This window comes from Streptomyces doebereineriae (assembly GCF_031845645.1).
GTDB lineage: Bacteria > Actinomycetota > Actinomycetes > Streptomycetales > Streptomycetaceae > Streptomyces > Streptomyces canus.
Genome location: NZ_JAVREZ010000015.1, coordinates 1 through 23,231, shown reverse-complemented (window position 1 = coordinate 23,231; position 23,231 = coordinate 1). Strand labels below are relative to the sequence as shown.

22 protein-coding genes and 1 pseudogene are annotated in these 23,231 nt (G+C 67.9%); 14 read left to right on the top strand and 9 right to left on the bottom strand.

Annotation, left to right across the window (positions count from 1 at the left end; all coding sequences use genetic code 11):
- The first annotated feature begins 44 nt into the window (after positions 1-44).
- Positions 45-638 (top strand): isochorismatase family protein, encoded by a 594-nt coding sequence (locus RNB18_RS34605; protein WP_311718039.1) that lies wholly within the window; start codon positions 45-47, stop codon positions 636-638.
- A gap of 210 nt (positions 639-848) precedes the next feature.
- Here the strand turns inward: RNB18_RS34605 and RNB18_RS34600 are convergent.
- Positions 849-1,001: pseudogene (locus RNB18_RS34600) on the bottom strand (transposase); the annotation flags it as partial.
- Between the two features lie 64 nt (positions 1,002-1,065).
- Here RNB18_RS34600 and RNB18_RS34595 point away from each other — a divergent pair.
- Together RNB18_RS34595 and RNB18_RS34590 are read left to right on the top strand one after the other, a co-directional pair.
- Positions 1,066-1,539: an RICIN domain-containing protein gene (locus RNB18_RS34595; RefSeq protein WP_311718038.1), complete on the top strand. Its 474-nt coding sequence runs from the start codon at positions 1,066-1,068 to the stop codon at positions 1,537-1,539.
- A gap of 163 nt (positions 1,540-1,702) precedes the next feature.
- Positions 1,703-2,248 (top strand): GNAT family N-acetyltransferase, encoded by a 546-nt coding sequence (locus tag RNB18_RS34590; protein ID WP_311718037.1) that lies wholly within the window; start codon positions 1,703-1,705, stop codon positions 2,246-2,248.
- Positions 2,249-2,263: 15 nt separating this feature from the next.
- Here RNB18_RS34590 and RNB18_RS34585 read toward each other — a convergent pair whose 3' ends face one another.
- The 4 genes from RNB18_RS34585 to RNB18_RS34570 all read right to left on the bottom strand — a co-directional run bounded on the left by RNB18_RS34585 (position 2,264) and on the right by RNB18_RS34570 (position 5,118).
- On the bottom strand, positions 2,264-3,148 hold the full coding sequence (locus tag RNB18_RS34585; protein WP_311718036.1) for an IS5 family transposase: 885 nt from the start codon (positions 3,146-3,148) through the stop codon (positions 2,264-2,266).
- Between the two features lie 42 nt (positions 3,149-3,190).
- On the bottom strand, positions 3,191-3,442 hold the full coding sequence (locus RNB18_RS34580) for a hypothetical protein (protein WP_311718035.1): 252 nt from the start codon (positions 3,440-3,442) through the stop codon (positions 3,191-3,193).
- Between the two features lie 161 nt (positions 3,443-3,603).
- Positions 3,604-4,545: a DUF6192 family protein gene (locus RNB18_RS34575; RefSeq protein ID WP_311718034.1), complete on the bottom strand. Its 942-nt coding sequence runs from the start codon at positions 4,543-4,545 to the stop codon at positions 3,604-3,606.
- 228 nt (positions 4,546-4,773) lie between these two features.
- The gene (locus RNB18_RS34570) at positions 4,774-5,118 is read right to left on the bottom strand and encodes a hypothetical protein (RefSeq protein ID WP_311718033.1); all 345 of its coding nucleotides are present in this window, start codon (positions 5,116-5,118) and stop codon (positions 4,774-4,776) included.
- Between the two features lie 198 nt (positions 5,119-5,316).
- Here RNB18_RS34570 and RNB18_RS34565 point away from each other — a divergent pair, with 198 nt between their 5' ends.
- The 3 genes from RNB18_RS34565 to RNB18_RS34555 all read left to right on the top strand — a co-directional run bounded on the left by RNB18_RS34565 (position 5,317) and on the right by RNB18_RS34555 (position 8,341).
- Positions 5,317-5,859 (top strand): hypothetical protein, encoded by a 543-nt coding sequence (locus RNB18_RS34565; protein ID WP_311718032.1) that lies wholly within the window; start codon positions 5,317-5,319, stop codon positions 5,857-5,859.
- Positions 5,860-5,959: 100 nt separating this feature from the next.
- Entirely contained in the window at positions 5,960-7,507 is a 1,548-nt protein-coding gene (locus RNB18_RS34560; RefSeq protein ID WP_311718031.1) for a hypothetical protein, read from the top strand.
- A gap of 309 nt (positions 7,508-7,816) precedes the next feature.
- Entirely contained in the window at positions 7,817-8,341 is a 525-nt protein-coding gene (locus tag RNB18_RS34555; protein ID WP_311718030.1) for a DUF6420 family protein, read from the top strand.
- A 62-nt stretch (positions 8,342-8,403) separates the two neighbouring features.
- Here RNB18_RS34555 and RNB18_RS34550 read toward each other — a convergent pair whose 3' ends face one another.
- The gene (locus RNB18_RS34550; protein ID WP_311718029.1) at positions 8,404-9,132 is read right to left on the bottom strand and encodes a hypothetical protein; all 729 of its coding nucleotides are present in this window, start codon (positions 9,130-9,132) and stop codon (positions 8,404-8,406) included.
- A gap of 426 nt (positions 9,133-9,558) precedes the next feature.
- Here RNB18_RS34550 and RNB18_RS34545 point away from each other — a divergent pair, with 426 nt between their 5' ends.
- From RNB18_RS34545 to RNB18_RS34535, 3 genes are read left to right on the top strand one after another with little or no spacing between them, the layout of a single operon-like run.
- Positions 9,559-11,055 (top strand): hypothetical protein, encoded by a 1,497-nt coding sequence (locus RNB18_RS34545; protein ID WP_311718028.1) that lies wholly within the window; start codon positions 9,559-9,561, stop codon positions 11,053-11,055.
- 11 nt (positions 11,056-11,066) lie between these two features.
- Positions 11,067-11,579, top strand: coding sequence for a hypothetical protein (locus RNB18_RS34540; RefSeq protein ID WP_311718256.1), 513 nt, complete (start codon positions 11,067-11,069; stop codon positions 11,577-11,579).
- Entirely contained in the window at positions 11,579-13,039 is a 1,461-nt protein-coding gene (locus RNB18_RS34535) for a 3'-5' exonuclease (protein WP_311718027.1), read from the top strand. Before RNB18_RS34540 ends, RNB18_RS34535 begins: the two co-directional genes overlap by 1 nt.
- 105 nt (positions 13,040-13,144) lie before the next feature.
- Here the strand turns inward: RNB18_RS34535 and RNB18_RS34530 are convergent, their stop codons facing one another.
- Together RNB18_RS34530 and RNB18_RS34525 are read right to left on the bottom strand one after the other, a co-directional pair.
- Complete coding sequence (locus tag RNB18_RS34530) at positions 13,145-14,497, bottom strand: LysM peptidoglycan-binding domain-containing protein (protein WP_311718026.1); 1,353 nt, start codon at positions 14,495-14,497, stop codon at positions 13,145-13,147.
- A 162-nt stretch (positions 14,498-14,659) separates the two neighbouring features.
- Positions 14,660-15,199 (bottom strand): hypothetical protein, encoded by a 540-nt coding sequence (locus RNB18_RS34525; RefSeq protein WP_311718025.1) that lies wholly within the window; start codon positions 15,197-15,199, stop codon positions 14,660-14,662.
- A gap of 497 nt (positions 15,200-15,696) precedes the next feature.
- Between RNB18_RS34525 and RNB18_RS34520 the strand changes: the two genes are divergently transcribed.
- The 5 genes from RNB18_RS34520 to RNB18_RS34500 all read left to right on the top strand — a co-directional run bounded on the left by RNB18_RS34520 (position 15,697) and on the right by RNB18_RS34500 (position 21,411).
- Complete coding sequence (locus tag RNB18_RS34520) at positions 15,697-16,821, top strand: hypothetical protein (RefSeq protein WP_311718024.1); 1,125 nt, start codon at positions 15,697-15,699, stop codon at positions 16,819-16,821.
- 226 nt (positions 16,822-17,047) lie between these two features.
- Positions 17,048-19,612, top strand: coding sequence for a DnaB-like helicase C-terminal domain-containing protein (locus RNB18_RS34515; RefSeq protein WP_311718023.1), 2,565 nt, complete (start codon positions 17,048-17,050; stop codon positions 19,610-19,612).
- Complete coding sequence (locus RNB18_RS34510; protein ID WP_311718022.1) at positions 19,612-20,184, top strand: hypothetical protein; 573 nt, start codon at positions 19,612-19,614, stop codon at positions 20,182-20,184. Before RNB18_RS34515 ends, RNB18_RS34510 begins: the two co-directional genes overlap by 1 nt.
- Positions 20,185-20,234: 50 nt before the next feature.
- On the top strand, positions 20,235-20,960 hold the full coding sequence (locus RNB18_RS34505; protein ID WP_311718021.1) for a hypothetical protein: 726 nt from the start codon (positions 20,235-20,237) through the stop codon (positions 20,958-20,960).
- Positions 20,961-21,027: 67 nt separating this feature from the next.
- On the top strand, positions 21,028-21,411 hold the full coding sequence (locus RNB18_RS34500; protein ID WP_311718020.1) for a hypothetical protein: 384 nt from the start codon (positions 21,028-21,030) through the stop codon (positions 21,409-21,411).
- A 26-nt stretch (positions 21,412-21,437) separates the two neighbouring features.
- On the opposite strand, the gene RNB18_RS34495 is transcribed toward RNB18_RS34500, so the two are convergent.
- Positions 21,438-22,859 (bottom strand): serine/threonine-protein kinase, encoded by a 1,422-nt coding sequence (locus RNB18_RS34495; protein ID WP_311718019.1) that lies wholly within the window; start codon positions 22,857-22,859, stop codon positions 21,438-21,440.
- Positions 22,860-23,231 lie beyond the last annotated feature (372 nt).

Here is a 23,231-nt window from a genome sequence, read left to right as displayed (position 1 = left end):
CGGCGCTTTTTCCTGTTCATCCGTTTTCTGAAAGGTGTGTTGTCGTGGGCCGAGGGTTGATTGTCGTGGATGTGCAGAACGACTTTTGTGAGGGAGGCAGTGTCCCGGTTAAGGGCGGGGCGCGGATCGCGACCGCTGTCGCCGATCTGGTGGAACGCAGCGCCGGGTCTGACTATCAGTACGTGGTGGCCACCCGGGACCACCACATCGATCCGGGCAGCCACTTCTCCGAGAACCCCGACTTCAAGGAAAGCTTCCCCGTCCACTGCGTGGTCGGGGAAGGGGGCGGCGAGGCCCACCCGAACTTCGCTCCCACGGCCGCGGGGGGCAAGGTGGACGCCGTCTTCTTCAAGGGAGCCCACAGCGCCTCCAAGAGCGGTTTCGAGGGCGCCGACGAACACGGCACACCCCTGGCGGACTGGCTTCGTTCGCGGGAGGTGGAAGAAGTCGACGTGGTGGGCATCGCCACCGACCACTGCGTGCGCGCGACCGCGCTGGATGCCGTCAAGGCCGGGTTCCGCGCCCGCGTGCTCCTGGACTACTCGGTCGGCGTCGCCCCGGACACCACAGCATCGACTCTGGAGGACTTCCGCCAGGCAGGCGTGACCGTCTCCGGTGAGGCGCCCGTCTCGCAGTAACAGCCGGGGGCGCGTCTGAGGCCGTTCCTACACGCATAGGGGCGGCGAAAGTGCGCGTTCTCCACGGCGTGACTCCGCCTGGGCCCGATCGTCGTGGCGGGCCCGAGCGTAGTACCAGAGCCCGCTCGCGCACCGGCTCGCCGTCATGCGACGACTGTCAGGGACAGCGAGGTCTCGAGCGTCTCTTTGAGGGGTTGGTCAGTTGATCGGACCGAGCTCCTCGGGGAGGTCCCGCCAGGGCGAGTTGGTGCGGTACTTCCACGCGGTGGCCTCGAGCGTGCCGCGGTGATTGGCCCAGCGCTGTCCGCGGACCGGATCGGTCGGCATGAGTGGCTCGATGTGGTGGTTTTCCCCCTTTTTCAGGCGTAGGCGGTGGTGTTCAAGGATCCTGTCGAGGTACCTCTGAAATCACTGTAAGGAGACCCCAGTGCGCCGCCCGACCCGGAAGGCCTTCGCCGCCCTCATCGCCGCAGCCGGCCTCGCCCTCCCCCTCCTCACCCCCACACCCGCCTCGGCTGCTACCTCCACCGGCCGCTTCGCGAACTACCGCTACGGTGACTGCCTGCGCGAGACGGACGAAACCGGCCTCAAGGGCGACCGCTGCACCAGCGGACGCGGCAGCATCCTGTGGCATTGGAACGGCCGCCTCAACACCAGCACGACTCTTAAGAACTACACTTGGGGCCGCTGCCTCGACAGTAATGACCGGGGTGACGTCTACCCCCTGCGCTGTAACGGCGGGTCATACCAGAAGTGGCGCACCGTCCAGCCTGCCGCCCGCAGCGCCATCATGCTCCAAAGCGTCGGCACGGGCCGCTGTCTCTACCAGCAGGACGACGGCTACTACCGCACGGGCCGCTGTGACCGAGGCGCCCAGAACCAGCGCTTCACCATCGGCTGAACGGATCTCTCGACCGCTTCAAGATGACGCCGGGTGAGCCTTCTTTTACGCAAGGCCGACTCAGAAGACTAGGCGGTGGCCTTCTCCGTCGACTGAGAGGCTGTGAACGAACCCCCTTGCGTGGGCGATCCGGTGTACAGAGCCATCTGCGTAGGATCCCCGGATGGCAATAACCGATTACCTCCTGCAAGGACCACGCGTGGCTCTTCGCCACGTGTTCCGCGAGGACTACGAAGAGTTGACGGCGTTGGCGCACGACAGCGCCGAGATGCTGCAGCGCTGGCTAGGAGCCCGCGAGCAGACGGAGGAAGCGTTCCACACCTACCTCGAGCGGTTTGAGCAGCCCACGCACGAAGGCTTTGTGATCTGCCTGCGCAGCACCGGCGCAATCGTCGGCGGAGTCAACATCAATAACATCGTCCGGGGCACGCTCCAGAGCGGAACCCTGGGATACACCGCTTATGCCTCCACGGCAGGGCACGGTTACATGACAGAAGGGCTCCGGCTCCTCATCGAGCACGCTTTCGGCAAGTTGGAACTGCACCGTCTGGAGGCGAATATTCAGCCTGACAACGTCCCCTCCCTCAACTTGGCCAAGCGGCTCGGGTTCCAGCGCGAGGGCTACTCGGCCGCCTTCCAGTTCATCAACGGCGCATGGAGGGACCACGAGCGCTGGGCTCTCACAGCGGAGGCCACGACAACCGCTTGAATCGAGCGTGCTGACTCAACGCAATGGCGCCGGGGCCAGCCGGATCGCATCGGAGCTGGCGCGGATTCGTACCGGGCGAGGCATTTCTGGAGCCGCCGCAGGTGGGGCGGTCGACTGCTTCCTCAGCGACTTGGTCAGCCGCCGCGTCATCAGAGTGATCAGGGTCCACGAGATGTGGGCCTCGCTGTGTTGGGGAAGGCGCTCGTAGTCCCGGACGTTACGGCGGGCTCTCATGATCCAGCTGATGGCCCTCTCGACGACCCAGCGCTTCGGTAGCACTACGAAGCCCTTCTGTCCTCGTGGTCTCGACACGGTCTGGAGGGTGATTCCGAGGAAGGTGTTGGCCCAGTCCACCAGCGGTAGGTAGGCCGAGTCGGCCCAGGCCAGGGTCACTTCGGGGTGGGCGAGGCGGAGTCGGAGGAGCATGTCACGGCCAAGCGGACCGTCGTTGATGCCAGCGGTGGTGACCATGACGAACATGGGAAGACCACGGGTATCAACCGCGAGGTGGCGCTTGCGTCCATTGATCTTCTTGCCCGCGTCGTAGCCTCGCGTTGCTGCCCCCACAGTTTCAGCACCCTTGACGCTCTGGGCGTCGAGGATCACCGTCACCGTCCGCGGGTTCTTGCTCTCGCGCACGCGGACCTGCTGGTGGAGCTGGTCGCGGATGTGTGTAACCAACCCGGCTGCTGCCCAGCGTTGGAAGTAGGCGTAGAGGCTGCGCCACGGGATGCCGAAGTCGGTGGGAAGGGCCCTCCACTTGATCCCGTTGTCGACGAGGTATCTGATTGCGTCGATGACGGTGCGCCGGTCGTACTTCTCGGGCCGCCCACCGCTCGGCTGGGTGCAGGCCGGCGGCGGAAGCAGCGGCTCGATGAGCTCCCACTCCGCGTCAGTCATGTCCGTGGGATAGCAGGGTTCCCGCATCTGATCTGGCCTCTCTCAACGTTCCATGCGGGTGAGGACTTCGAGCGTGGCTTTGACCCCGCCGAGTTGTTCGAGGACCAGGCGGATCCACTCGTCCTCGGGCGTCTTCTTGGAATGCGGTGCGACGATCCCGGTGATGAAGTTGGTGACCCGGTGCAACTCGGAGCGGAACACCGCCCGCTCGTACGCGATCCAGACCTCACTCGCGTTCGACAACTGGAAGCCGTCCCGACGGTCATAGGTGACGGGCGGAAGCCCTTCCTTCACCGCGACCCTCCTCAAGTACCGCAGCCCTGCCCACACCTGCGCCGGCGTCCGCTTGGTCGCCCGGCACAGCTGCGCCAGCGACAACCCAGCCGGCCGAGCCTCTTGCAGGGCCTTGCGCACTGCGCTGCCGTGGACGTGGGCGGGCAATCCCGCCCGCTTCACTACTGGTCCCGAAGGAGTTGGGCGAGTTGTTCGTCTAGGTCGAACTTGCCCGTGGCCACAGCTGATTCGATCCAATCGGCCGTCGCGCGGATCTTCTCCACCTGACGCCCGATCGTCTCGGCCTGGGGCTGTGTCAGATCGTGCGCGCGGAGTTTGGGCACCAGCCGGGCGGCACCGGCGATAAAGCCCTGACAGACGGCGACCAGGTCGGAGAACTCCATCGCCTTGTGCCAGCTGCGGACCATCCTCACCGGATCATCGAACCGGTCGCTCTCCTCGTAGGCACCGAAGGTGTTGTCGTAGTCCTCCTCGAACTCGTCCTCGTCCAGGAGCTCGGCCTGCTCGAACTGGGCCTCGTTGACCATCTCCCTGGCCTGCGCATCGCGCATCGCGCGGAAGGCAACCTCAGGCAGGCGCAGGAAGTCGCAGGCCACCTGTGCGGCGACAGTTTCGTCGCCCTGGACCAGCTCATGGACCGCGGCGACCTTCTCCTGCGCGGTGGCCGGGTTCTCGGTCTTCCAGCCCACTGCCTTCTTCGCCGCCTCGCCGGTCCACTGCCTCAGGCCGGTGCGCTCGTTCAGCGGCGGGTTCCTGATCAGCTCGAACCGCTCCGGCCAGGACGCCAGGATCCGGTGCACCTCGTACGACACGCCCTTCTGCCGGTGTTCGGCTGGCCACTGGGCGGCCACCCACCGCTGCGTACGCACGGTATAGAAGGAGAGCCCGAGCCGGTCGGCGAACAGTCGCAGCGACGCCTCCACGCTCAACTGATCATCATCGTCTATCGGTTGGTGCCCGCCGTGGCTGCGAAGGGGTTCTATCTCCAGCGCCGCGTCACCGATGCCGAACTGGGCTCGAGCGTCCACTTCGACCAGGTCCAGTGAGGTAGCAACCAGTTCATCGAACCGTCCGCTGTCTACACTCCCGATCGTTCCGAGCATGGCCGATCACCTACTCCGCGGACCGGATCGAGGCCTCTCGCCGCGAAGGACACCAGACCGCCTGCCCTTCCGAGGGTTCGCCCGCATCCCCATGGTCACCAGAGCGGACCAAAACCTCGCCAGTCCAGACCGGACGGTGAGGGCTCTCCGTTCGACCGCGTTTCCTCGCGACTCCTGAACGACCGGAACTGTTCGGTGGCCACAGATGCCGTCAGTGTGGCAGTTCGTTCACAGCTTCTGACGGCGGTGCTTGAGCTTGGTGCGGGCATCCGCTCGTTCCTCAGCGGCGATCTCTTTCCAGAATGGGTGGCCGACGATCAGAGTAGCGAGCTCGAGTTTGCGCGTGCGCAACGTGCCGATCCGCTGCTGGTCCTCAGGGTCCCAGCCCGGGGAATCAGGGCGGGAAGACGGGCGCCAGTGGTTCTCGTGGGCCGTCCACGCGGCCAGCGGCTCGACGGACCAGGGCTGCCGCTTGAGAAGGATCTTCAGCTCGCCTCGAACCTCCTCAAGCTCGCCCTGGGCCTCGATGAGGTCCTTCGGGAAGTCATACGTCGTCTCGTCCTTCTGCGCCACGCCCTAACAGTACTTCCGTTCGAACAGCAGGCCGGGACGCTGAGCCCGTGCCGGGACCCGGCTCACCCTGAACAGTGACAGCCCCCTGCGCCTCCCGCCGTACACGAAGGGGCAGGGGCAGGGCCGAGCCCACGTGCAGGCTTGTCCGGCGATAGGCGCTCTGGCCTGTGCTGCGGCCTCGGTATCTAATGCGCGGTGATGGACGCGAGCGTGGCGGGTGTAGTGGGCGCGGCGATCGGCGTGCTCGGAGCGGTGGCCGGCGGCTGGGTCTCGGTCGTTGGTCAAGGGCGTCAGCAGCAGCGGCAGTTGCATGCTGAGCGGGCGTACCGGCGCGAAGATGCGCGACGGGAGGCGTATGGGGCGCTCATCGCGAGCACGAAGCTGCTGTCGGCGTCATGGTGGCGCTTTTCGGACCTGGTCTGGGACGAGCAGTCCACGCCTGAGCAGTGGAGGGCCTCCTCCGCCGAGTCGCATGAGACGTGGGTCCAGTTCAGCACCGCGGTCGCAGCCGTAGCTGTGGCCGGCCCGGTGGCCGCAGCGGAGGCGGCTGAGGAACTGCGCGTGGCGATGTACGACTGGGAGATGGCCGGGTTGGACTGGTTGTCGGCGGCCCTGCGGGAAGGCCACGGCCAACTCCCCGAATACGCCGAGCGCTTCAAGGAAGCGTGGCAGGCAAAACGCGCACCAGACCGTGCCTTCCAGCAAGCCGCACGGCAAGCTCTGGGAACAGAAGAGCCATAGAGATCGCCCCGCAACACGGTGATCTGCCCGCCCCGCGCGCAGGCTCCGTGGTCAAACGGAGAGCGAGTTCGCCCAACATCGCCGACGAGAGGACGAATGCGTGGCGGCCGGCTGGGACGCACTGGACTGGACATGCCCCACATGCGCGGCTTCGCGCACGACGACATGCATTAGGAAGACCGGCCGCTCCCGGCCCACGCACCTCGCTCGCCGCCTCACTTCGATCCTGCTGCAGTTGGCCGTTCGCCGCGCCCGCAGCCAGCCGCCCGTCGAACGCGCCCAGATCGTACGGTCCCTCACCGCGGCCCAGGAGTCGGACACGTCCGTCCGCAAGGGCTACCTGTGGCACCAGGCCACCGAGGAGCTGTACCAGTGGGACCAGGTGGTGGCCGAGGCCGGCCAGCATGCGGCGGCCGCCGTCGCGGGCCACCTCGACGGCGACGAACTTCGCGACGCAGCCCAGCAGGCGGCCCACCGCATCGCCCAGGCACGAGACCTCCTGCGCGAATGGCACGGCGAGCGCGCAGAGTATCCGCTCGACGAAGCGCTCCTGGCGGGTGTGCTGCGTCCCGCGCCGAGCCTGCTCGCCCGGGCCCGGCGCCGCGGCGACCTTCAGCGACTTGAAGCCGACCTCGCGCGCCGTCCCGTGCACCTCGACCGGCCGGGCGGCACCTGGGCAGCGACGTGGCACAGCGACGGCGCCCTGACCGCGGACCGCGACGACGGTCTTTCTGTGCGCGGGTGGAGCGCCACGCCCGACGCCGTCGGGCAAGCCCTGCAGTCGTTCGAGGCCACCAGCCGGCACCGGCCACAGATCACCCTGACCTTGCACGGTGAAAGGCCGGAAGCCCCCGCCGCGGAGAGTTACGTATCCGGCATCGGTCGGGCGGATGTCCTACGCGCTTTCGATGCCGACCGTGCCGCGCTCGAGGCCACCGTCGCCGCCATCACCGAACTCCAGCAGACCTGGCCCGAGCACGAGATCAGCGATCGGGTGCGCGCGGCCACCACCCAGCTTCAGGCCGATGCGCCGCAGTCGCCGTATTTCAACCTCTATAACCCCCAGCGGGAGCACGCCTGGGCATTCAGCGAGAGCGCCGCCTGGGTGCGGACCGACGCCATCGTGCAGGCCGTTGATGAGGTCTGGGGTGACTTCGACCGGTCCGAGGCCTCGCGCGGCCCCAGCTGGATACCCCGGGCTACCCACGAACTACTCACCACCGAGCCCGAGCAACTCGCCGCGTTCGTCCGCCACCACCTCGCCGAGGAACCCGAAATCTCCCTCGGAGTCATCAACGGACCGGCTGGACCGCTCTACAACGTCTCCTCCGGCGGCGCTCATCGCACCCACCTCTTTCGGATCTTGGGCCTGCCCTGGTTGATCGCGAAGCTCTATGCCCGCATCCCGCCCCGCCGGTTCGACGTCGCTTCCGTCATCGACACCGCCAAGGGCATGACCGAAATCGAGAGAGTCGGGCGCGGCTGGCACACCCTGCTCGAGCGCGGCCTCCTCCACGGCCACATCCGCTACGAAGGCGCCTTCGCCGTGCTCGACCTCGACCACACGCCCGCGCCGTGGCTGCTCGGCGACGCCGCCCTCGCCAGCGCCTACAACGCGGCCTACGAACGCGTATACCCCGCGCACTGACCGAACTAGGCATCCCCACCGCAGCCTTGACCGGCCGCAAAGCCTGGGAGCAGTGGCTGTACGGCTGACGACCGATGCGATTCGGATCGGAGGACAGAAGCGGAAGCGTGGGCCGGACGGGATTCCACAGTCGGCTGAGGCCGGCGGTTCATGCAGGGGACGCTGAGGCGATGCCAAGACTTTCAAGTACGACCGGGCCGAGGCGGGGACGCTTGTGGCGATGACCGCCGCACTACCGCGGAACGCACCCGGCACCCGCGCATGACTGCGGACCTGAGCTCGCTCCCCCCGACTGATAGAGAGGACCGCATGACGACCGAGTACCACGACGCTGCAGGCCCCGACACCGAGTACGACGGACTACCTGCGCTGCTAGCGGGGGAGAGCGGTCTGCCGCGGATCCATCCGTACGCCCCGATTCCGGTGGAGCCCACGCGCGCTCTCTACATCACCCCCGGCGGCGGACGGCTCCAGATCATCCGCCCGATCACCCGCCCGATCGAAAAGCGCGCCCACATCCTGGTCACCCTGGATCACTGGGGCCGTCCTGCCCAGCTCACAGACGAGAAGAACGCCGCCTACACGCGGCTCGCCCTGGCCGTCAAAGCCCACTGCGTGCAGGCAGGTTGTCGACACCACCCGGAGTACGAGGACAACGCGCTGCGCATCTTCGAGGTGATCACCGAGGGCATCACCATCGCCGCGTTCGTGCGCGCCGCACTCGCGATCGAACTGGGGGACTTCACTCCCACGGACCGTCTCTTGCAGGAAACCGAAGCGCTGGCCGGGCCTGTCCGCCAGGCGGGCGAGGGCGACCGGGCCAACGGCGGCTAGAAGTCACGTGTCCGCACTTGTGGTCGCGGCTCGATGGCTCCCGGCCGTTACCGCTGGGGGAGTCAGATTCCGCTTGACGGCCCTCCCGGGGCGAGGAAGCGGGCGCCCATGTTGTCCATCGGGCTGAAGTAGACCATCGCAGTGAACCAGACGGCGGCCTTGCGTGGATGCTTCAACTGCAGCAGGCTCGCATAGGCGTACACCAGGCGGTGAGCGGGCCGGTTGTCGAGGCAGCCATACGGCAGGACGTCGCGGAAGGGGTAGGGGAGCGACTGCTGCAGAACGCAGACCCCGGCGGCAGCCCAGCCCAACCCGGCGTCCAGGTCACCACGGACGAGATCGTCTTTGCTCTCCACGTCATTCGGGTCGAACTCCTCGTCCTGGTCAGCCAGGTCGGCGAGTTCGTAGGCGATAGACGTGTAAGCGTCGAGATCGCGCGGATGCAGCCGGTGGCCACCGATCGTCACACACGCCTCCTCGTAGGCGGCGTCATAGGCTTCGTCGGTTTCCTCGTCCGGAGACCACACCCGTTCCATCTCCCATTCCGGGCGGGGTGACAGCTTCGCGATCTCCCGCTCCAGCCGGGACAGGCCACCTGGCTCGTCTGCGTACTCGGCGTAGTGCGCCGCCGAGTCGAACATGTGGACCTTGGGATCCTGCATCCAGGCCAGCAGCGGTCGGTCCAGCTTCTCCAACGCCTCCGACGCAAGATCTGTTGGCGTCAGCCAGGGCATCACGCCCTCCAGGGCTGCCTTTAGCACCTTCGGCTCCAGGCCCAGACTCATCGCCATGGACGCCAGTATCTGCAAGCGGTTCTCTCGCAACAGGGTTCTTGCCGAACTGTCACCCTGACGTGCGACGGGTTACGGGAATCCAGGCTCTGCCATCCCCAGGTGCTGGTATGAGTGCGCCGGCGACGCAGATGGGCGTCCGACCCGGGCCTGGTGCTGCATGGCGAGGGACCATCGACAGGCGTTCGTGCACTGGTTGTCAGTGGGGACCGCTATGGTCTTAACACGGGCCGCGCACCGGCCCAAGCCCGCCTCGGCCCATGACTGTTGGCGGTTGAGGCGAAGGTACGCGGGACCTCGGGTCCGTGCGCATCAGTGCGAAGTTCACGTCGCCGTTGTGGCGTGCTGTTGCCGATCACCGCAGTCGTCTCAGTCGCGCGTGCATCGGGTCATGGGTCCGCGCACGCGAGGAAAAGGCTGACTGCCATGGTCAAGCACCAGCGGAAGAAGCAGCGGAATAAGCGGGCCGCCGAGCGCACGGGGGCCTCCAGGGCCTCCGTGTCGACGGGCACGGTGCACCGGCATCCGCCGTCCGACGTGTCGATCCTTAAAGAAACCCGGTACGAGCTCGGGACAGTGGAGCTGGAGGTCGCGGCGCGGCTGGTCGGCGCGTCCCGGGCGAAGTGCGGCCCGTGCCAGGAGACCCTCGCCAACAAGGTCGTGAGCAGGCACCGTCTGCTGCTGGCCGCGCTCGCCGGCGTCCCGTACGGACTGCCGCTCAACGAGGGGGCCGCGCACTCGTCGTTGGTGTCGGCCACGACCAGGTCGTGGGTGCCGATCGCCCGCGCGGCCGCCGTCTCAGGCGATGTCACCGAAGCAGCGGCGGTCGTCGAGACGATGGAGGCAGCGCACGCTGGCGAACTCCTCCAGGACGCGCTCGACCATTGGGCGCTGGCAGGGGCGACGCCCGAGCGGATCGCCGACGTGCTCAAGGCCGGCGGGTTGGACGGGGCCGGGCACCTCCACACCGAGCCGGACACCGGGCTGATGGAGGGGATGCTGCCGTACGTGCCGGGCTGGGAGACCGACCACGACCTGGCAACCAGGATGGTCGGCGCGGTCTGGGCCGGATGCGCGCCCTGCCAGAGCAGGCTGATCCCGGCGGTCGTCGCCGACCGGGCCACCCTCGCCGGACTCGCCGGCGCCGTCTTCCTGACTCCGCCGCACGACTCCGTCTGGGAGACTCCCGCCGCCGGTTCGGCCGCCCGGGCGTGGATCGAGCAGGCGCACGGCGCGTTCCAGACCAGCGCAGCCGGAGCAATCCTGCGGTCTGTCGGCGAGCTGAGTGAGGACGCCGCCGCGGACCTGTTGGGCGAGGCGCTCGATGTCTGGGCCAGCTCCGGGGCGGCGCGGGCCGGGGTCGGGCTCGCCGGGTCCATGGAAGCGCCCCCGCGTCAGCGGCCCGCCGACTCGATGGACGCCCTCCGCGAGGCCGGGATCAAGGTCTTCACCCTGGACGACCTTGACTTGGGCGATGACGTCGACCCCTACCACCTGGCCCCGAACTACGGCGTGACGCTGATGCAGACGACCACGCCTGACGGGCGGTCGATGCCGATGCTGGTGCTCTACCCGGAGACCGAGGAAGCCGGGATCGAGGACCTCAAGCGACGAACCGATTGGGAGCACTGGGGTCTGCACGGGATGCCGGGCATGGATCCGAGCTGGCGGCTGCGCGCGAACATCGCCAACCGTTCCCTGTCGGGACTGGTGCACGTCGGCTCGGACGGCGAGGACGACATCGAGCTGTGGCGGGCCGCCCAGTCCGTCAGCCTGCCAGCAGCGGCGTGGGACCTGTTCGACCACGTCCAGCACGTGCTCGTCGCCGGGCCGGTCACGAGGCCTGAGGACCCAGGAGCGCTGCAGGCCGCGGGAGACGCGGGCGAACTCCTGGCCGTCGTCGCCCGCGTCTCGTTCCTGTGACGGGGGCCTCCATGAACGACACGGAAGTAACCCTGTCCACGATCGGGCGGATGGCCGGAGTCGGCCGCGCCTGCGTCGCCAACTGGCGCCGGAAGCACGACGACTTCCCGAAGCCGGTCGGCGGCACCGAGGAAAGTCCCACCTTCTCCCGCGCGGCCGCCGAGCAGTGGCTGCGCGCCCTCGACAAGGTACCCCGGACCACCCCGGCCGAGCCCGCCACCCTGGTTTTTGCGGGCGGCCAGACGCTCACCGTGTACCTCCCGGACCTGCGCGTGCCCAATCCCGGCGACCGGTACGAGGAGTTCGGCGGATACATCGACGCCGAGGGCCGCGACGGCATCCCCTGGCCCAGAGCCACCGTCCGCATCGACGTCCCCGGACAGACGCCGTACAAGGTGACCGACGCGAACGTCGACATCAGCTACGCGACCCACGCCATGCAGTACCTCAGCCTGATCTGGCCCCCCGAGCGGCGCCAATTGCTGACCACCACCCCTGCCCCGGCACCGACGAGGGAGCGCTGATGACCGAGGTCACCACGCAGACCACCGAGACGACTGCCGAAGAGTCGCCAGCGCTGCCGGAGGAGCTGGGTGGCTGGCGGATCGCGGGCCTGCTGTCCGAACGGCTGGATGTCGAGGTGACGATGGACGACATCGACGAACTCGTCGTCCAGGAGCACCTAGTGGTCGTCGACTACTTCAAGCGCAGGCCGATGTACGCGACGGCCGCCGCGCTCGCCCTCGACGAGCACCTGGTGCGCGGCGTGGTCGCCGAGCGGATCGCGTGGGAGGCGGCGAGCGTCCCGAGGGATGCGGCGGCCGCGCGGATCGGCTGGCACTGGCGGGACATCGTGCGGATGGGCGAGGAGGGGCGCATCACCCAGGGCAAGGGCGGCCGCTACCTGATCACCGAGCTGGAGACGCTGGCCGCCGAGGCGGACGGGGAGCAGTACATCACCGCGCAGGCCGCCGCCGACGTGCTGGAGATCCGGCACCCAGCCGACTGGAAGTACGTGGAGGCGGCCGGGTGGATCACGCCCGCGGACACCTACGAGCGCGAGGTCGGCCGGCACCGCACCGTCACCGTCGCGCTGTACCGCCTCGGCGACGTGCGCGCCGTGCGGGACATGCCGGGCGTGGACTGGGAAGCCGCTCGGGGCCTGCCCAAGGGCGCAGTCTCGCCGCTGCGCGAGTACGCGGCCCTCGCCCCCACCCGGGCCGCCGTGGTGAAGGGCTTCGCGCAGGGGTTGGCCGACCGGCACCATACGACGGTGTGGGCCTGGTCCTCCCCGTACTCCGGGGACTGGGAACTGGACTGGGAGCGCGTCGACGGCGGGCCGACCGAGGATGAGGTCCGGCAGGAGCTGCTCGCCGACCCGGTGGCCGCCCCGTACGCCAGCGAGATCACCCTGTGCCCGGCGTGGGGCGAGGTGACCCGCATTGCGCGCGAACTCCTTCAGCCGGACGCCGCGGTCATCATCGACACCGAGACGACCGACCTGCCCGGGCAGATCGTCGAGGTCGCCGTGATCGACGCAGCTACCGGCAAGAAGTTGCTGGACACCCTGGTCAGGCCGACCGAGCCGATCAGCGACGGTGCCCGTTGGGTCCACGGCATCACCGACGAGATGGTGGCCGACGCCCGGCCCTTCGAGAAGGTCCTCCCGCGGCTGCGCCAAGTCACCAAGGGAAGGGCCATCTGTGCCTACAACGTCGGCTTCGACAGGGGAGTCGTCCTCGGCGACGTCCGGCGGGCGGGGAAGAAGCCGATGCACCTGGAACCCGAGGACTCCTGGTTCTGCCTGATGGAGGCGTACAAGGACTGGGTCGGCTCCTTCCGATGGCTGCGGCTCGGCGGCCGTCACCGTGCCCTCGGGGACTGCGAGTCCGCGCGAAAGGTGTTGATCCGGATGTCTAAAGGCCGTGGGTTCGAGTTTTCCGAGGGGTGCTCGAAGCCGAACCGACGGGTAGCACGCCCATAACTGTACTTTGGCGGGCCCGGGTTTACCGGACCCGCCCAACTGGAGGGAAGTACCGCCGTCGTCGGTGCGGAGGACCGACGCACGGGCTTCGAAGCGACGCGACACTCAGGCGGTCGGGCCGTGCTCGACCTCGCCGTGCTCGACCTCGCCGATGAGGATGTCGACACCGAGTTCACGCTGCACCGTGGTCCACGACTCGGCGATGTAATGGATGCGATTGAACCCGCTGATGTGACCACGGATGATCGCGTTGCCGTCGCCATCCGTGGTGTAGAACGGGGCGCCAGAGTCCCCGTGGTCCGGCGCTGGGCCCTCGAAGACGATCACGTTTGTGACGCAACTCGCCTGCTTGACCTCCGGGGGTGTTTTGGTCCAATCCACGTCCACCGGGCATGCCAGGGTCGTGAGGCCGGCGCCAAAGCCGCTGCCGGTGTCCAGGACCGTCTCACCACAGACTTCGCCGCTGGCGGCGCCGCTGAAGCAGTAGTCTCCGTCCAAAGTGACAGCTTCGGCCCCAACAACCCGAGCGTGGGTGGTGCTGTCTACGGGCCCGGTGAAAATCTGCCCGTCGTAGTCTTTCCCGCCGATGAGCTCGGTGTCCCGGAAGGTGAATCCGCCGAAGAGCCGGTCGGAGACCTTGCCGTATATGGGGCCCCCGAGGCGCTGGGTGCGGACTGTGTCGCCGTCCTCGAAGCAGTGACCGGCGGTGACCATGAACTCCTTTCCGTCTTTCTTTACGGCGTAGCCCGCAGAGCAACCGCCCAGGCCGACGCGGATTCCGCCACCACCCTTGAATGGCGGCTCATCCCTTAGACGGGACTGTAGGAATTTGGTGGTCACTCCCCGGTTCACCTGCATGTTGCGGATCACCTGGGCTTCGCCCGCTGGCTCGCCGGAGAAATCGGTGAGTCGGGACAGGACGTTCGCCGGGGCATCGGTGTCGAGGACGATCCTCCCGGTGCTGGCGTCCAGGAAGTTGGCGAACGTGTGCGTAGTGCCCTTCGCGACGTAGTCCATGATCCTTTTCTGGAGCTTCGCCAGTGCGGCCCGAGCGGCGGGCGACCCCACCCCGCTGCCTTCCTTCGGGGGAACCGTCAGCACGGTTCCGGGGAAGATCCAGTGGCCCCGGTCGCTGGAGGCGTAGCCGTGTCGGCGAGCCTCATCCTCGATGGTCTGCTGGTTGAGCGTGTAGATCTCTTCCCACCGCAGGGGGTTGCCGAGGGTCTGTTGGGCGATGTCCCACAGGGTGTCGCCGGGGACAACTGTGTGCTTGGCGGGCTGCTGCCGTGTCGGTGTTGTGGACTGGCCGTTCGTGCGTTCCGGCTGCGGGCTGGCGCTGGGGGCGGGGCCGTCGGCCCTCGCTGCTGAGGCCGGGCCTGCGCCGAGCGCGGTGAGGCTGGTGACGCATATGGCGGCTGCTGCCACTGCGCGGACCGACGAGCTCTTGCGTATGGGCATGTCTTCCTTCCTGGACCCACGCTGCACGGCACAGCCGCAGGCGGGATCAGACGATTGGGGGAGAAGTCACAACCCACGCTGCGGACGCCACACGAGCACCGCACTCCGGAGGCACCCAATTGGGATTGCTACGGGCGTCTTGTTGAGCCGAATGGGGCGGTGTCAGTCGAAGCCGTCCGTGCGGGGTCTCGGGGATGGGCCAGCGTTGCGGAGGTTGCCGGGCTGATCGACGGTGGAGTTGTAGCGGAGGGCTGCGCCAACGGAGAGGCCGAACAGGTCGCAGATACGGCGGGGATCGCCGGCGGTGGCCTCGGCCTCGTGGAGTAGGCGATCCTCGCGGAGTCGGCGGGCGGGTATGCCGAGGATGTTGTTGATCCAGACGTTGCTGACGGTTTCCACGCCGCAGGCGGTGGTCTGCGAGAGGAATAGGTGGGGGTTGGCGGTGCGGGGCCACCGGCTGTTGCGGTAGTCCAGGTAGGCCGCGATCCGGTCGCGGACCGGGGCGGCGAGCAGGACCGTGCGGGTGGGAAGGAACAGCCTGCCGTCGCCCAGGTCGGTGGTCATGACGGTTCGTAATTCCTTGGAGGTGAGTGCATGGAAGATGACCAGCGCTGACATCGCGGCCTTCGGCGCCGCCTGGGCCTGAAGGAGATCTCGGAGTGCGGTGACCTGGACCGGCAGCGGGACGGTTGCGATCGGCATGCCGCAGAAGATCCGGGTGGTGGGGTCGCTGAAGATGATCCGCCGGCGCTTGAGAGGCCGGAGGATGTGCCGCAGGCCGAGGAACTCACGGGAGTCCCGATACGCGGCCGGGGCGCCACATTCACGCCGACCGCGCCCACACCAGGCGACCCCGTCCCCGGACCGCCTGCCGGGTCGGCTCTCGTGGCCACGGCCCTGACCACGGACAACAGCTAAAGAACAGAGTCCTTGGCGACTTCGGTCATCGGGTCCCGCGTCCGAGCGTAGGGCGGTAAGGTGGCAGTGGCCGTCGCATCGGCCCAAGCCAGCGGCCTGGCCCATGACCGGGTCGCATGACGGCAGAGGTGCCCGCGGGTCCCGTACAAGGGGCCCGGACTGTGCGCATCAGTGCGATGGTGAACACCAACTCTTGACGGCTGTCCAGCTGTTGAAGCCTTCCGCATGCTGCTCTTCGACGCGCGCATCGGATCATGGGGCCGGGCGCGGGAAGATGAGACATGACCAAGGGCCACGGCCGTAAGAGCCGGGCGCGGAAGACAAGCCGGAGCCGGGGGGCCGCGTACACCGCCGCCCAAGCCGGGACACTCCACCAGCACACCAGCGGCCCGACCGACAAGGATCTCCAGCCGGACGACCCCGGCCGATGGGGAGTCGACGCGGCCCCGGACCTGCGGACCGCGTCCGCACTGATCGGCGCGCGCATCGAGCAGTGCGCACCGTGCCAGGCCTCTCTGGCCGCGAAGCTCCTCGACGAGGACCCGATCGTGCTCGCGGTGACGGCCGGAACCGCCTACAGCCTGCATGAGGCCCACGAGCCGGACGGAGGAGGCCTCACCTCCGACGTCTCCCAGTTCTTCCTCCTGGTCGTCCGGGCGTCGGCGCCGGGCAAAGAACACATCATGCTCCGCTGCGTCGAGCTGCTGCTCCCAGAAGACCGGGCGGCGCTCCTGGAGGAGGCGCTGGGCATGTGGACGTTCTACGGCACCAAGCCCACCGGGCTCCTGTACGGCAATAACAGCGGCACGAAGGACGCGTCGCGGGCCGCTATCGCCGTCCCGGGCGGGAATCCCGAACCATCCGTCCCCGGCACGGTGGCCGACCCTTCCGGCCTCGCTGTTGAAGACCGATCAGGCGGCCAGCGTCCGGCCCGCCATCGTCCGGTTCCTGGACGCCACCCTCCTGCCCGACCAGCCGCACTGGGCATGGCGCCCGCATCCCGACCACGTGACCAGCACCCTCCTAGGAGAACCGGATCAATGACCGAATCCATCGAGCAGCATGCGGAGGGCGCGGCGCGCTCCCTCGTCGAACTCGTCCGTACCCTTCAGTACCGCGGTATTGAGTACCCGGGGGAGGCGCACCGCGTCCACAGCTATCTCACCCGCTGCGCCGGCGAGTTGCGGACCGCCATCGAGTTGATCGAGGCCTCCGTGCAGCAACTGCAGGACAAGGACCAGCTGATGAGCGACTACCGGGGCGAACCGCTCGACGACATCCTGCAGCGCTTCACGGAGTCCTCCGACGCGGCGAAGGACCTCGCGGGTGCGCTCCACGGCAGGCTGAGCACGGCCTACTCCGCCATCGGCCGCGTCGCGTACAAGGAGTCGCCGACAGGGAGCTGACCCGCCGGTCCGGCAGGTGTGAACCACGGATCGTGCGGAGCGGAGGCCGGGGCCGGGGTCCCGGCCTCCTTGCTGTCCGCTGACGGCTGGAGGATCCCACCCGTCAATCCACGCACCATAGAGTCACCAATGGTGAGTGAGAAAGTCATAGAACATTGTGACTTCTTCAAGCGAAGTGGGTGAATTCTGCTATGATGAGGGGCGGTAGAGTTCCCTAGGAGGGTGAGTGAGTCAGTCGCCACAGGAAGAGGGCGCGGTCAACGCGACCACGGCGCGGAACACCTTGTATTCGCTGGTGAAGCTCGCCGAGGATCACGGGCGCACCACGGTGATCACCAAGCACAAGGTGCGCGCTCTGCTGGCGCCGCTGGACCGGTTCCCGGCTGCTCGAAAGACGGATGCCTTCCCCGCCTATGTGCTCAGCGTGGCGCAGAAGGACCTCGGTGACCTCGTCACGCTGGCGGCCAAGGGCCAGCCGCAGGTGCTCCTGCGGAACACCACGCCGGTCGCGGTACTGCTCCCCGCCGATCCCCCTTCTGATGCCCTCTCGTCCGACACAGCCGCACACCCCGGCGCGGCGACCGCAGGAGGTGCGGTGAACAGCCAAGGCAACCAGGACCGCGGCAGCACGCCCCGCAGGCTCGCCACGCTCGGCGACGCCATCGGTTCCGTACTCACCGACGGCCCTGCCGGCGGCCCTGCCTTCGGACTGCCCGGCCTGGACGCTGCGACAGGCGGTCTGCAGCGGGGCAAGCTGACGCTCGTGGCAGCCCGCCCGAGCGTCGGCGGAAGCCTGCTGGGTCTGGCGGCCGCACGCAAGACGGCACTTGTCGACCACGACATGGTCCTGTACGCGGCCTCGGGACCGAACCGGGACGACATCTTCCGCCGGATCATCTCCGCCGAGACCGGCGGCGAATATGCGCGACTCAAGCAGGGCCGCCTTACCGAGCATGAGCAGAAAGTCGCCCACCAGCTCGTCCAGGCCGGCGACCTCCTGATGATCGATGACGGCAGTGACCTGACCGCCGAGGACATCAGGGAGACCGCACCGCACATGGAGGGCCTGGCCCTCGTAGTCGTGGACCGCCTGCAGGCCGCCCACAGCGCCCGCCTGCCGCTGTCCGGAGACCGTCTCCCGGACGCCTCGCAGGTCCTGGCCACGCTCGCGCGCACGCTGCACGTACCAGTGCTCGCCATCGTGGACAGCGACGATCCCGCACTCCTGGGCCTGTTGGACGCCGACGTCACCTTGACGCTCACGCCGACCGAGGACCCCGCCAAGGTCCAGGTGACCGTCGCGGAGCGCGACTTCGGCACGATCGGCTCGGCGTACCTGCAGCCCGACCTGATCCACGCCCGCTTCCTCGACGCCGGCGCCGCCCCCCTCGGCCGCGCCGACAGCCCGGCGGGCCCGGGGCTCTCGGCGTCCGCCGGTGGACCGCAGGCGCTGGAACTGGCCGAAGCCGCCCTCCCCTACACATCCGGCGGACACCAGGGGATCCCCGCCGCCCTCACCCACGAGCTCGCGGCATGGCGGACCGCAGTCCCAGGCGGCGACCAAGCCGCCCTGAAGGAGATCCTGCCGTCGCTGCTCCAGGCCGCCGCCACGGTCTCCCAGTGGCCGGACACCCATGAGGGGCACCGTCTCGCCGCCGCGCTGCGGCCCTACGGCACGCCCGTGTCCGCCGACACCGCCGCAAGCGCCGGTAAGGACCCTGCGGCCAGTGCCCCTGTCCACGTCCCGGCGGACAGCGGACAGGCCCCCGACGACGTAGCGGAGGACGAGGACGAGGACGAGGACTGGCTGAAGCCGGGCGACGAGGCTGACGAGCCCGAGGGGCACGTGTTCCCTGCTCTGAAGATCCTCAAGGATGCGGTCGGCCGCTCGAAGATGCACCCGATCCTCGTTATCCGCAAGGAGGAGCGTGACAGCGGCCCGTGGCCGCTGATCAGCGAGCACATGGACGGCGAGCCTCGCTGGGTCCGCCCCGACGTCACCGTCACCCGTGTTCCCCACATCCGGGAGAACGGCAAGCGTGTCCGGCGCGATCAGTTCGACGTGCCCGACTCGTTCGGCGAGGGCGTGCTGTGCCTGATCGACCGTAACGGCTCCTTCCCCTCAGCCTGTTCAGGCGTCCCCCTCGCCCCGAACAAGCTTCTGCACACCGGCCCCCTCGACGCGTACGACAAGACGAAGGCCGGCATCTATCTCATCGACATCCCGGAGTGGACCCGCACCGACATGCCGCACCCCCTGGGGCGGATCATCGACCGTCCCGACGAGGACGGCCGGGTGTGGGTCACCACCCCCCACATCAAGCAGCTGGAGAAGCTCGTCCGGGAGAAGCATCTCGGCGCCATGCCGACCATCTACGACTCCTGGACCGGGAAGTACAACGAGTCCCTCTTCAAGCCCTTCTATGAGGCCACCCGCAAGGCACGGACCGAGCTCGTCCAGGTCGGCGGAGACCCCTACAAGATGTACAAGACCCGGCTGTCCATCGCGCTGCGGCTGCTGTGGCCCAAGCGCCCCTCCCAGCGGTCCCCGTTCTGGCGGCCGGACTGGCGCATGAGCATGGTCGCGGAAGCGTCGGTCCGCCACTGGTCGGTGGCCTTCAGGGCCGTCCAGGAAGGTCACCAGCTCCTCGCGCTGCGCAACGTCGACGCGGCCGTCTTCTGGGCGCCGGACGGCACCGCGCCCGACACGTACCGGATCGGGACCGGCTTCGGGGAAGTGAAGGCCAAGTTCGTCCAGCCCGGACAGATGATCCCCGAGGGTGACGACTGATGGCTGGCCCCACCGGGCGCGGCGACTCCCTGGGCGCCGCCCTCAACGACCTCCTGCGCTCCCAGGTCACCCCCCGCCACCGGCTGTCGTCGTACAACGCCAAGCACTGGCACGCCCAGCTCAGCCAGCTCACCGCGACCCACCGCGGACAGCAGGCCCTCGCGGACGCCGGCCTGAACGTCACGACCAAGACCCTCCTCAACTGGCTGTCCGACGCCGAGTACAACGTCCGCCGCAGCTACCTGGACGTCATCCACACCGCGTACGAGAACGTCGCCATCGTCCCCGCCGACCCGCTCCCCGACCACATCACGGACGGCCAGTACGAGATCAGCGGCGTCGTCAAAACCGGCGACGACGTACGTACGCGCGGCACCCGGGACGCCAACCCCCTGCGGATCGACGGCAGCCGGGGCAACTGGGACGCGATCGAGGAACTCTGGCTCGCCGGTGAACTCACCGACGACGAGTTCGAGGACCACTTCATCGACGACGTCATCGTCGAGGACATCGGCGAAGGCACCGACGGCTGGGAGTTCACCGGCGCCTCGTACTCCGTCGAAGTCCGGTAGCAGCGCGCACCAGCAGCCGAACCGCCCTCCGCAGCAAGGGACTCCACATCATGAGCCACCACCCAGAACGCCGGAAGTTACCGCTGATCGCCGTGTACGCAGCGACGGCCGCGAAGGCCGAGCAGCGTGTGACCGAGCTTCTCGGCGCCGCAGGCGCGAGCCCGGCTGAGGTGCACACCCTCATCGCGGCCGTCCAGGCCGGCGCCGTGGAAAGCGCTCAGGGCGAAGTCATCGAGCTGGACATGCAGGCCCCCTCCGGCAGCAGCGCCCAGGTCCACGACGGCTGGTTTCGCGCTGTCGAGGCGATCGCCGACAGGCTCGCCCACATCGCCGACCGCACCGTCCAGCAGGCCCGGGCAACGGCCGCTGCCCTTAAGACACCGTCGCCCGCGCCGAGGCGGACTCCACACCCCTTGCCGACGCCAGTCGACAGCGTGGGGGAGGGGCAGGTGCACCAGGTGCTGGAGGCGGCCAAGAGCATCTTCGTATCCCTCACCGGCTACACCGGCTTCGACCGCGACCTGTCGGAAGAGATCCTCACAGTCGTCCTGAAGTGCGTCAGCGCCGAGCAGCAGGACGGCTACGCAGGGCAGTTGGGGGCCTTCGCCGACGAGAGCCGCTGCTACCTCACCCATCAGCCCGAGAGCCTCGTGGTCTGCGAGCGCCTGGACACCGTCCCGATGTGGCTTGCAGCGGTATGGAACACAGAACTCGACGCCGAGCTGACGCTGGAGCGCTTCACCAACCACTGGCGCTACGGCCTGAGCCCCTCATGAGCGCAACCGGCAACCGATCTACTGACCTCCGTCGGCACGATGCCACGGGCGGCGAGAGGACGAGGCCATGGCGCAGCTGAAGATCCGGGATCTGTACGACCTCCTGCGTCAGGCCCCCCGGCGACGAGACCTGGAGCAGGACGGCATCCGGCTCGTGTACGACGGCGCCAGCCTGCACCTGTCCACGGCCGACGCCCCGGACACCGTGATCGCCCGCGCTGACACCTGCGGGTTCACCACCGAGCCGTGGGACGTGACCGCGTACCGCGCCAGCATCACCAGCACGGAGGTGTGGCTGCGCGTCCTCAACGGTGAGCACGGCGACCACCTCATCGACGTCTGCCCCTTCTGGGCCCAGCGCCCCGCCGCGATCACGTTCACCGCGGGCGGCCATACGGCGGCGTTCCCGGCGATCGCCTGCCCGACCGCACCCGCCGACAGGCGCCCGTAGCGCGACCACCGGCCCAGGGCTCCACCTCAGAGGTCCGGCACACGCTTCGGGTTGCTATACCGGGGCCCAGCAAACTTCTTTAGCCCGTCACGCAGCCGTTTGGGATCGACCGCAGCTGGGCTATCGGCGCGCGTATATATGTCGAAACCGCCGCCCTGATGGGGCTTGACACCGTTCGCAGCCTGCCACTCGGCCGTCGGCTCGAACGTCTTGTTGAACCATGCGATGACACAGCCGTTATCGACGGCGATGCCTTCCAATGTGTCCCATCGGACCGTAAAGCTCCTGCGCTGGGGCGTCCAGCGGCTGATGCTGATGCCGTGGCGGTTGATGGTGACCACATCGGATTGGGTGTACATCGCCTTCAGCCAATCCTCGGCTATGGCGTAGCAGCCGATGAGGAGGCCAACCGAGATCCATACGAGGAAGGGCGTCACCACCCAGGCCGGACCATTGAAGGGTGCGTAGTAGTGGTTCAGGACGAAGTCCATGGCGATTCCGCCGATGAAAATTCCGGCGCAGCCAAAGTTGACGGTCCTCCCCGTTACCCCCCAGGGAACTTTTTCGTACGCCTTCACGAGCTCCCGCGTGCTGTTGGTAATCGTGACGGGCTTGTCCGGAACCGGATTATTCGTCACCTTCTTGGAAGGGGGCTCCGGGGGTTCGGGGGAAGCCTCGAGCATTGCCAACGCCTCGGCGACGGCGGGGCGTCGGGTGGGATCCTTCTCTAGAAGCCCAGTGATCAGAGTAGTCAGTCGGCCGGCGTTGGCAGGGGTGCGGAGCGGTTCGGTGAGAGCTGCGATGGGATTGTCCGTTGGGAACGGCAGTACGCCCTCTACCGCTTTGTACAGCGTCACGCCGAGTGAGAAGAGGTCCGCCCGATCGTCGCTTTGCGCGCCCTGAAGGCGCTCGGGGGCTATGTAGCCTGGCGAGCCGATGACCAGCGCGGTGGCCGTCAAGCGCGGATCAGTGTGTCCAACGGCGATCCCGAAGTCCGCGAGCAGAACCTCTCGGCTCTTCGCAAGCATCACATTGGCTGGCTTTACGTCCCGGTGCACCACGCCTGCCCGATGGGCCGCTTCCAACGCGCGCAGCACCCCACCGGCGACGGCGGCTGCCCGATCGACCGTCAGCGGGCCGTGTTCCTCCAGCTCCTCCGCAAGCGAGTGACCGTCCACCAACTGCATGACTATCCAGGGGGTGTCGTCCACCTCGACCACGTCGTACACGGTGACAATATGAGGGTGATCGCGCAGCCGTGCGGCGTTGCGGGCCTCTCTCCCCGCCCGGGCCAACAATTCCGCGCGTATCTCATCCGGCAGCGAGTCGTCGAGGCGGACCTGCTTGATCGCCACGTCCACACCCAGAGCCGCGTCGTGGGCCTTCCACACTTGACCGAATCCACCCTCACCTAGCCGACGGATCAGCCTGTACCGCTCGCCAATCACTGTCCCCGGCTGTGCCCCACCCGTCACCACTCCTCCGTTCGGGACCGACCTGGCCTACTCCGGCATGCGCCTCATGCACTTTGGCATGAACAGGAGACGCAGACTTCCCTCGGCCAGTTCCCTGACAAGTTCAGACGTTGTCACGCCCGAACGCCAGGGCTCAAGACGGACTGTGGCGTCGCTCCGGGGGCTGTGTGCCAGGGTCGACGGCGAACTTCTGCGGATCTGGGGTTCAGAGACAGGCTCTCAGCTTGTTCTTTATCTACCGTCCGCGTGATAGAGCGGGGATGGACGGTCCCAGACGGCGTCTGACCGGCTGACAACCTTTCGCAGTTCGCGGGCACTTCGGGGTGATAGGGCCTGCATCACGGT

Excerpts from the sequence above, each read along its gene's own strand:
- RNB18_RS34590 (WP_311718037.1), top strand. The coding sequence starts at position 1,703 with ATGGCAATAACCGATTACCTCCTGCAAGGACCACGCGTGGCTCTTCGC.
- RNB18_RS34585 (WP_311718036.1), bottom strand. The coding sequence starts at position 3,148 with ATGACTGACGCGGAGTGGGAGCTCATCGAGCCGCTGCTTCCGCCGCCG.
- RNB18_RS34575 (WP_311718034.1), bottom strand. The coding sequence starts at position 4,545 with ATGCTCGGAACGATCGGGAGTGTAGACAGCGGACGGTTCGATGAACTG.
- RNB18_RS34565 (WP_311718032.1), top strand. The coding sequence starts at position 5,317 with ATGGACGCGAGCGTGGCGGGTGTAGTGGGCGCGGCGATCGGCGTGCTC.
- RNB18_RS34555 (WP_311718030.1), top strand. The coding sequence starts at position 7,817 with ATGACGACCGAGTACCACGACGCTGCAGGCCCCGACACCGAGTACGAC.
- RNB18_RS34550 (WP_311718029.1), bottom strand. The coding sequence starts at position 9,132 with ATGGCGATGAGTCTGGGCCTGGAGCCGAAGGTGCTAAAGGCAGCCCTG.
- RNB18_RS34545 (WP_311718028.1), top strand. The coding sequence starts at position 9,559 with ATGGTCAAGCACCAGCGGAAGAAGCAGCGGAATAAGCGGGCCGCCGAG.
- RNB18_RS34540 (WP_311718256.1), top strand. The coding sequence starts at position 11,067 with ATGAACGACACGGAAGTAACCCTGTCCACGATCGGGCGGATGGCCGGA.
- RNB18_RS34535 (WP_311718027.1), top strand. The coding sequence starts at position 11,579 with ATGACCGAGGTCACCACGCAGACCACCGAGACGACTGCCGAAGAGTCG.
- RNB18_RS34530 (WP_311718026.1), bottom strand. The coding sequence starts at position 14,497 with ATGCCCATACGCAAGAGCTCGTCGGTCCGCGCAGTGGCAGCAGCCGCC.
- RNB18_RS34525 (WP_311718025.1), bottom strand. The coding sequence starts at position 15,199 with ATGCCGATCGCAACCGTCCCGCTGCCGGTCCAGGTCACCGCACTCCGA.
- RNB18_RS34520 (WP_311718024.1), top strand. The coding sequence starts at position 15,697 with ATGACCAAGGGCCACGGCCGTAAGAGCCGGGCGCGGAAGACAAGCCGG.
- RNB18_RS34510 (WP_311718022.1), top strand. The coding sequence starts at position 19,612 with ATGGCTGGCCCCACCGGGCGCGGCGACTCCCTGGGCGCCGCCCTCAAC.
- RNB18_RS34505 (WP_311718021.1), top strand. The coding sequence starts at position 20,235 with ATGAGCCACCACCCAGAACGCCGGAAGTTACCGCTGATCGCCGTGTAC.
- RNB18_RS34500 (WP_311718020.1), top strand. The coding sequence starts at position 21,028 with ATGGCGCAGCTGAAGATCCGGGATCTGTACGACCTCCTGCGTCAGGCC.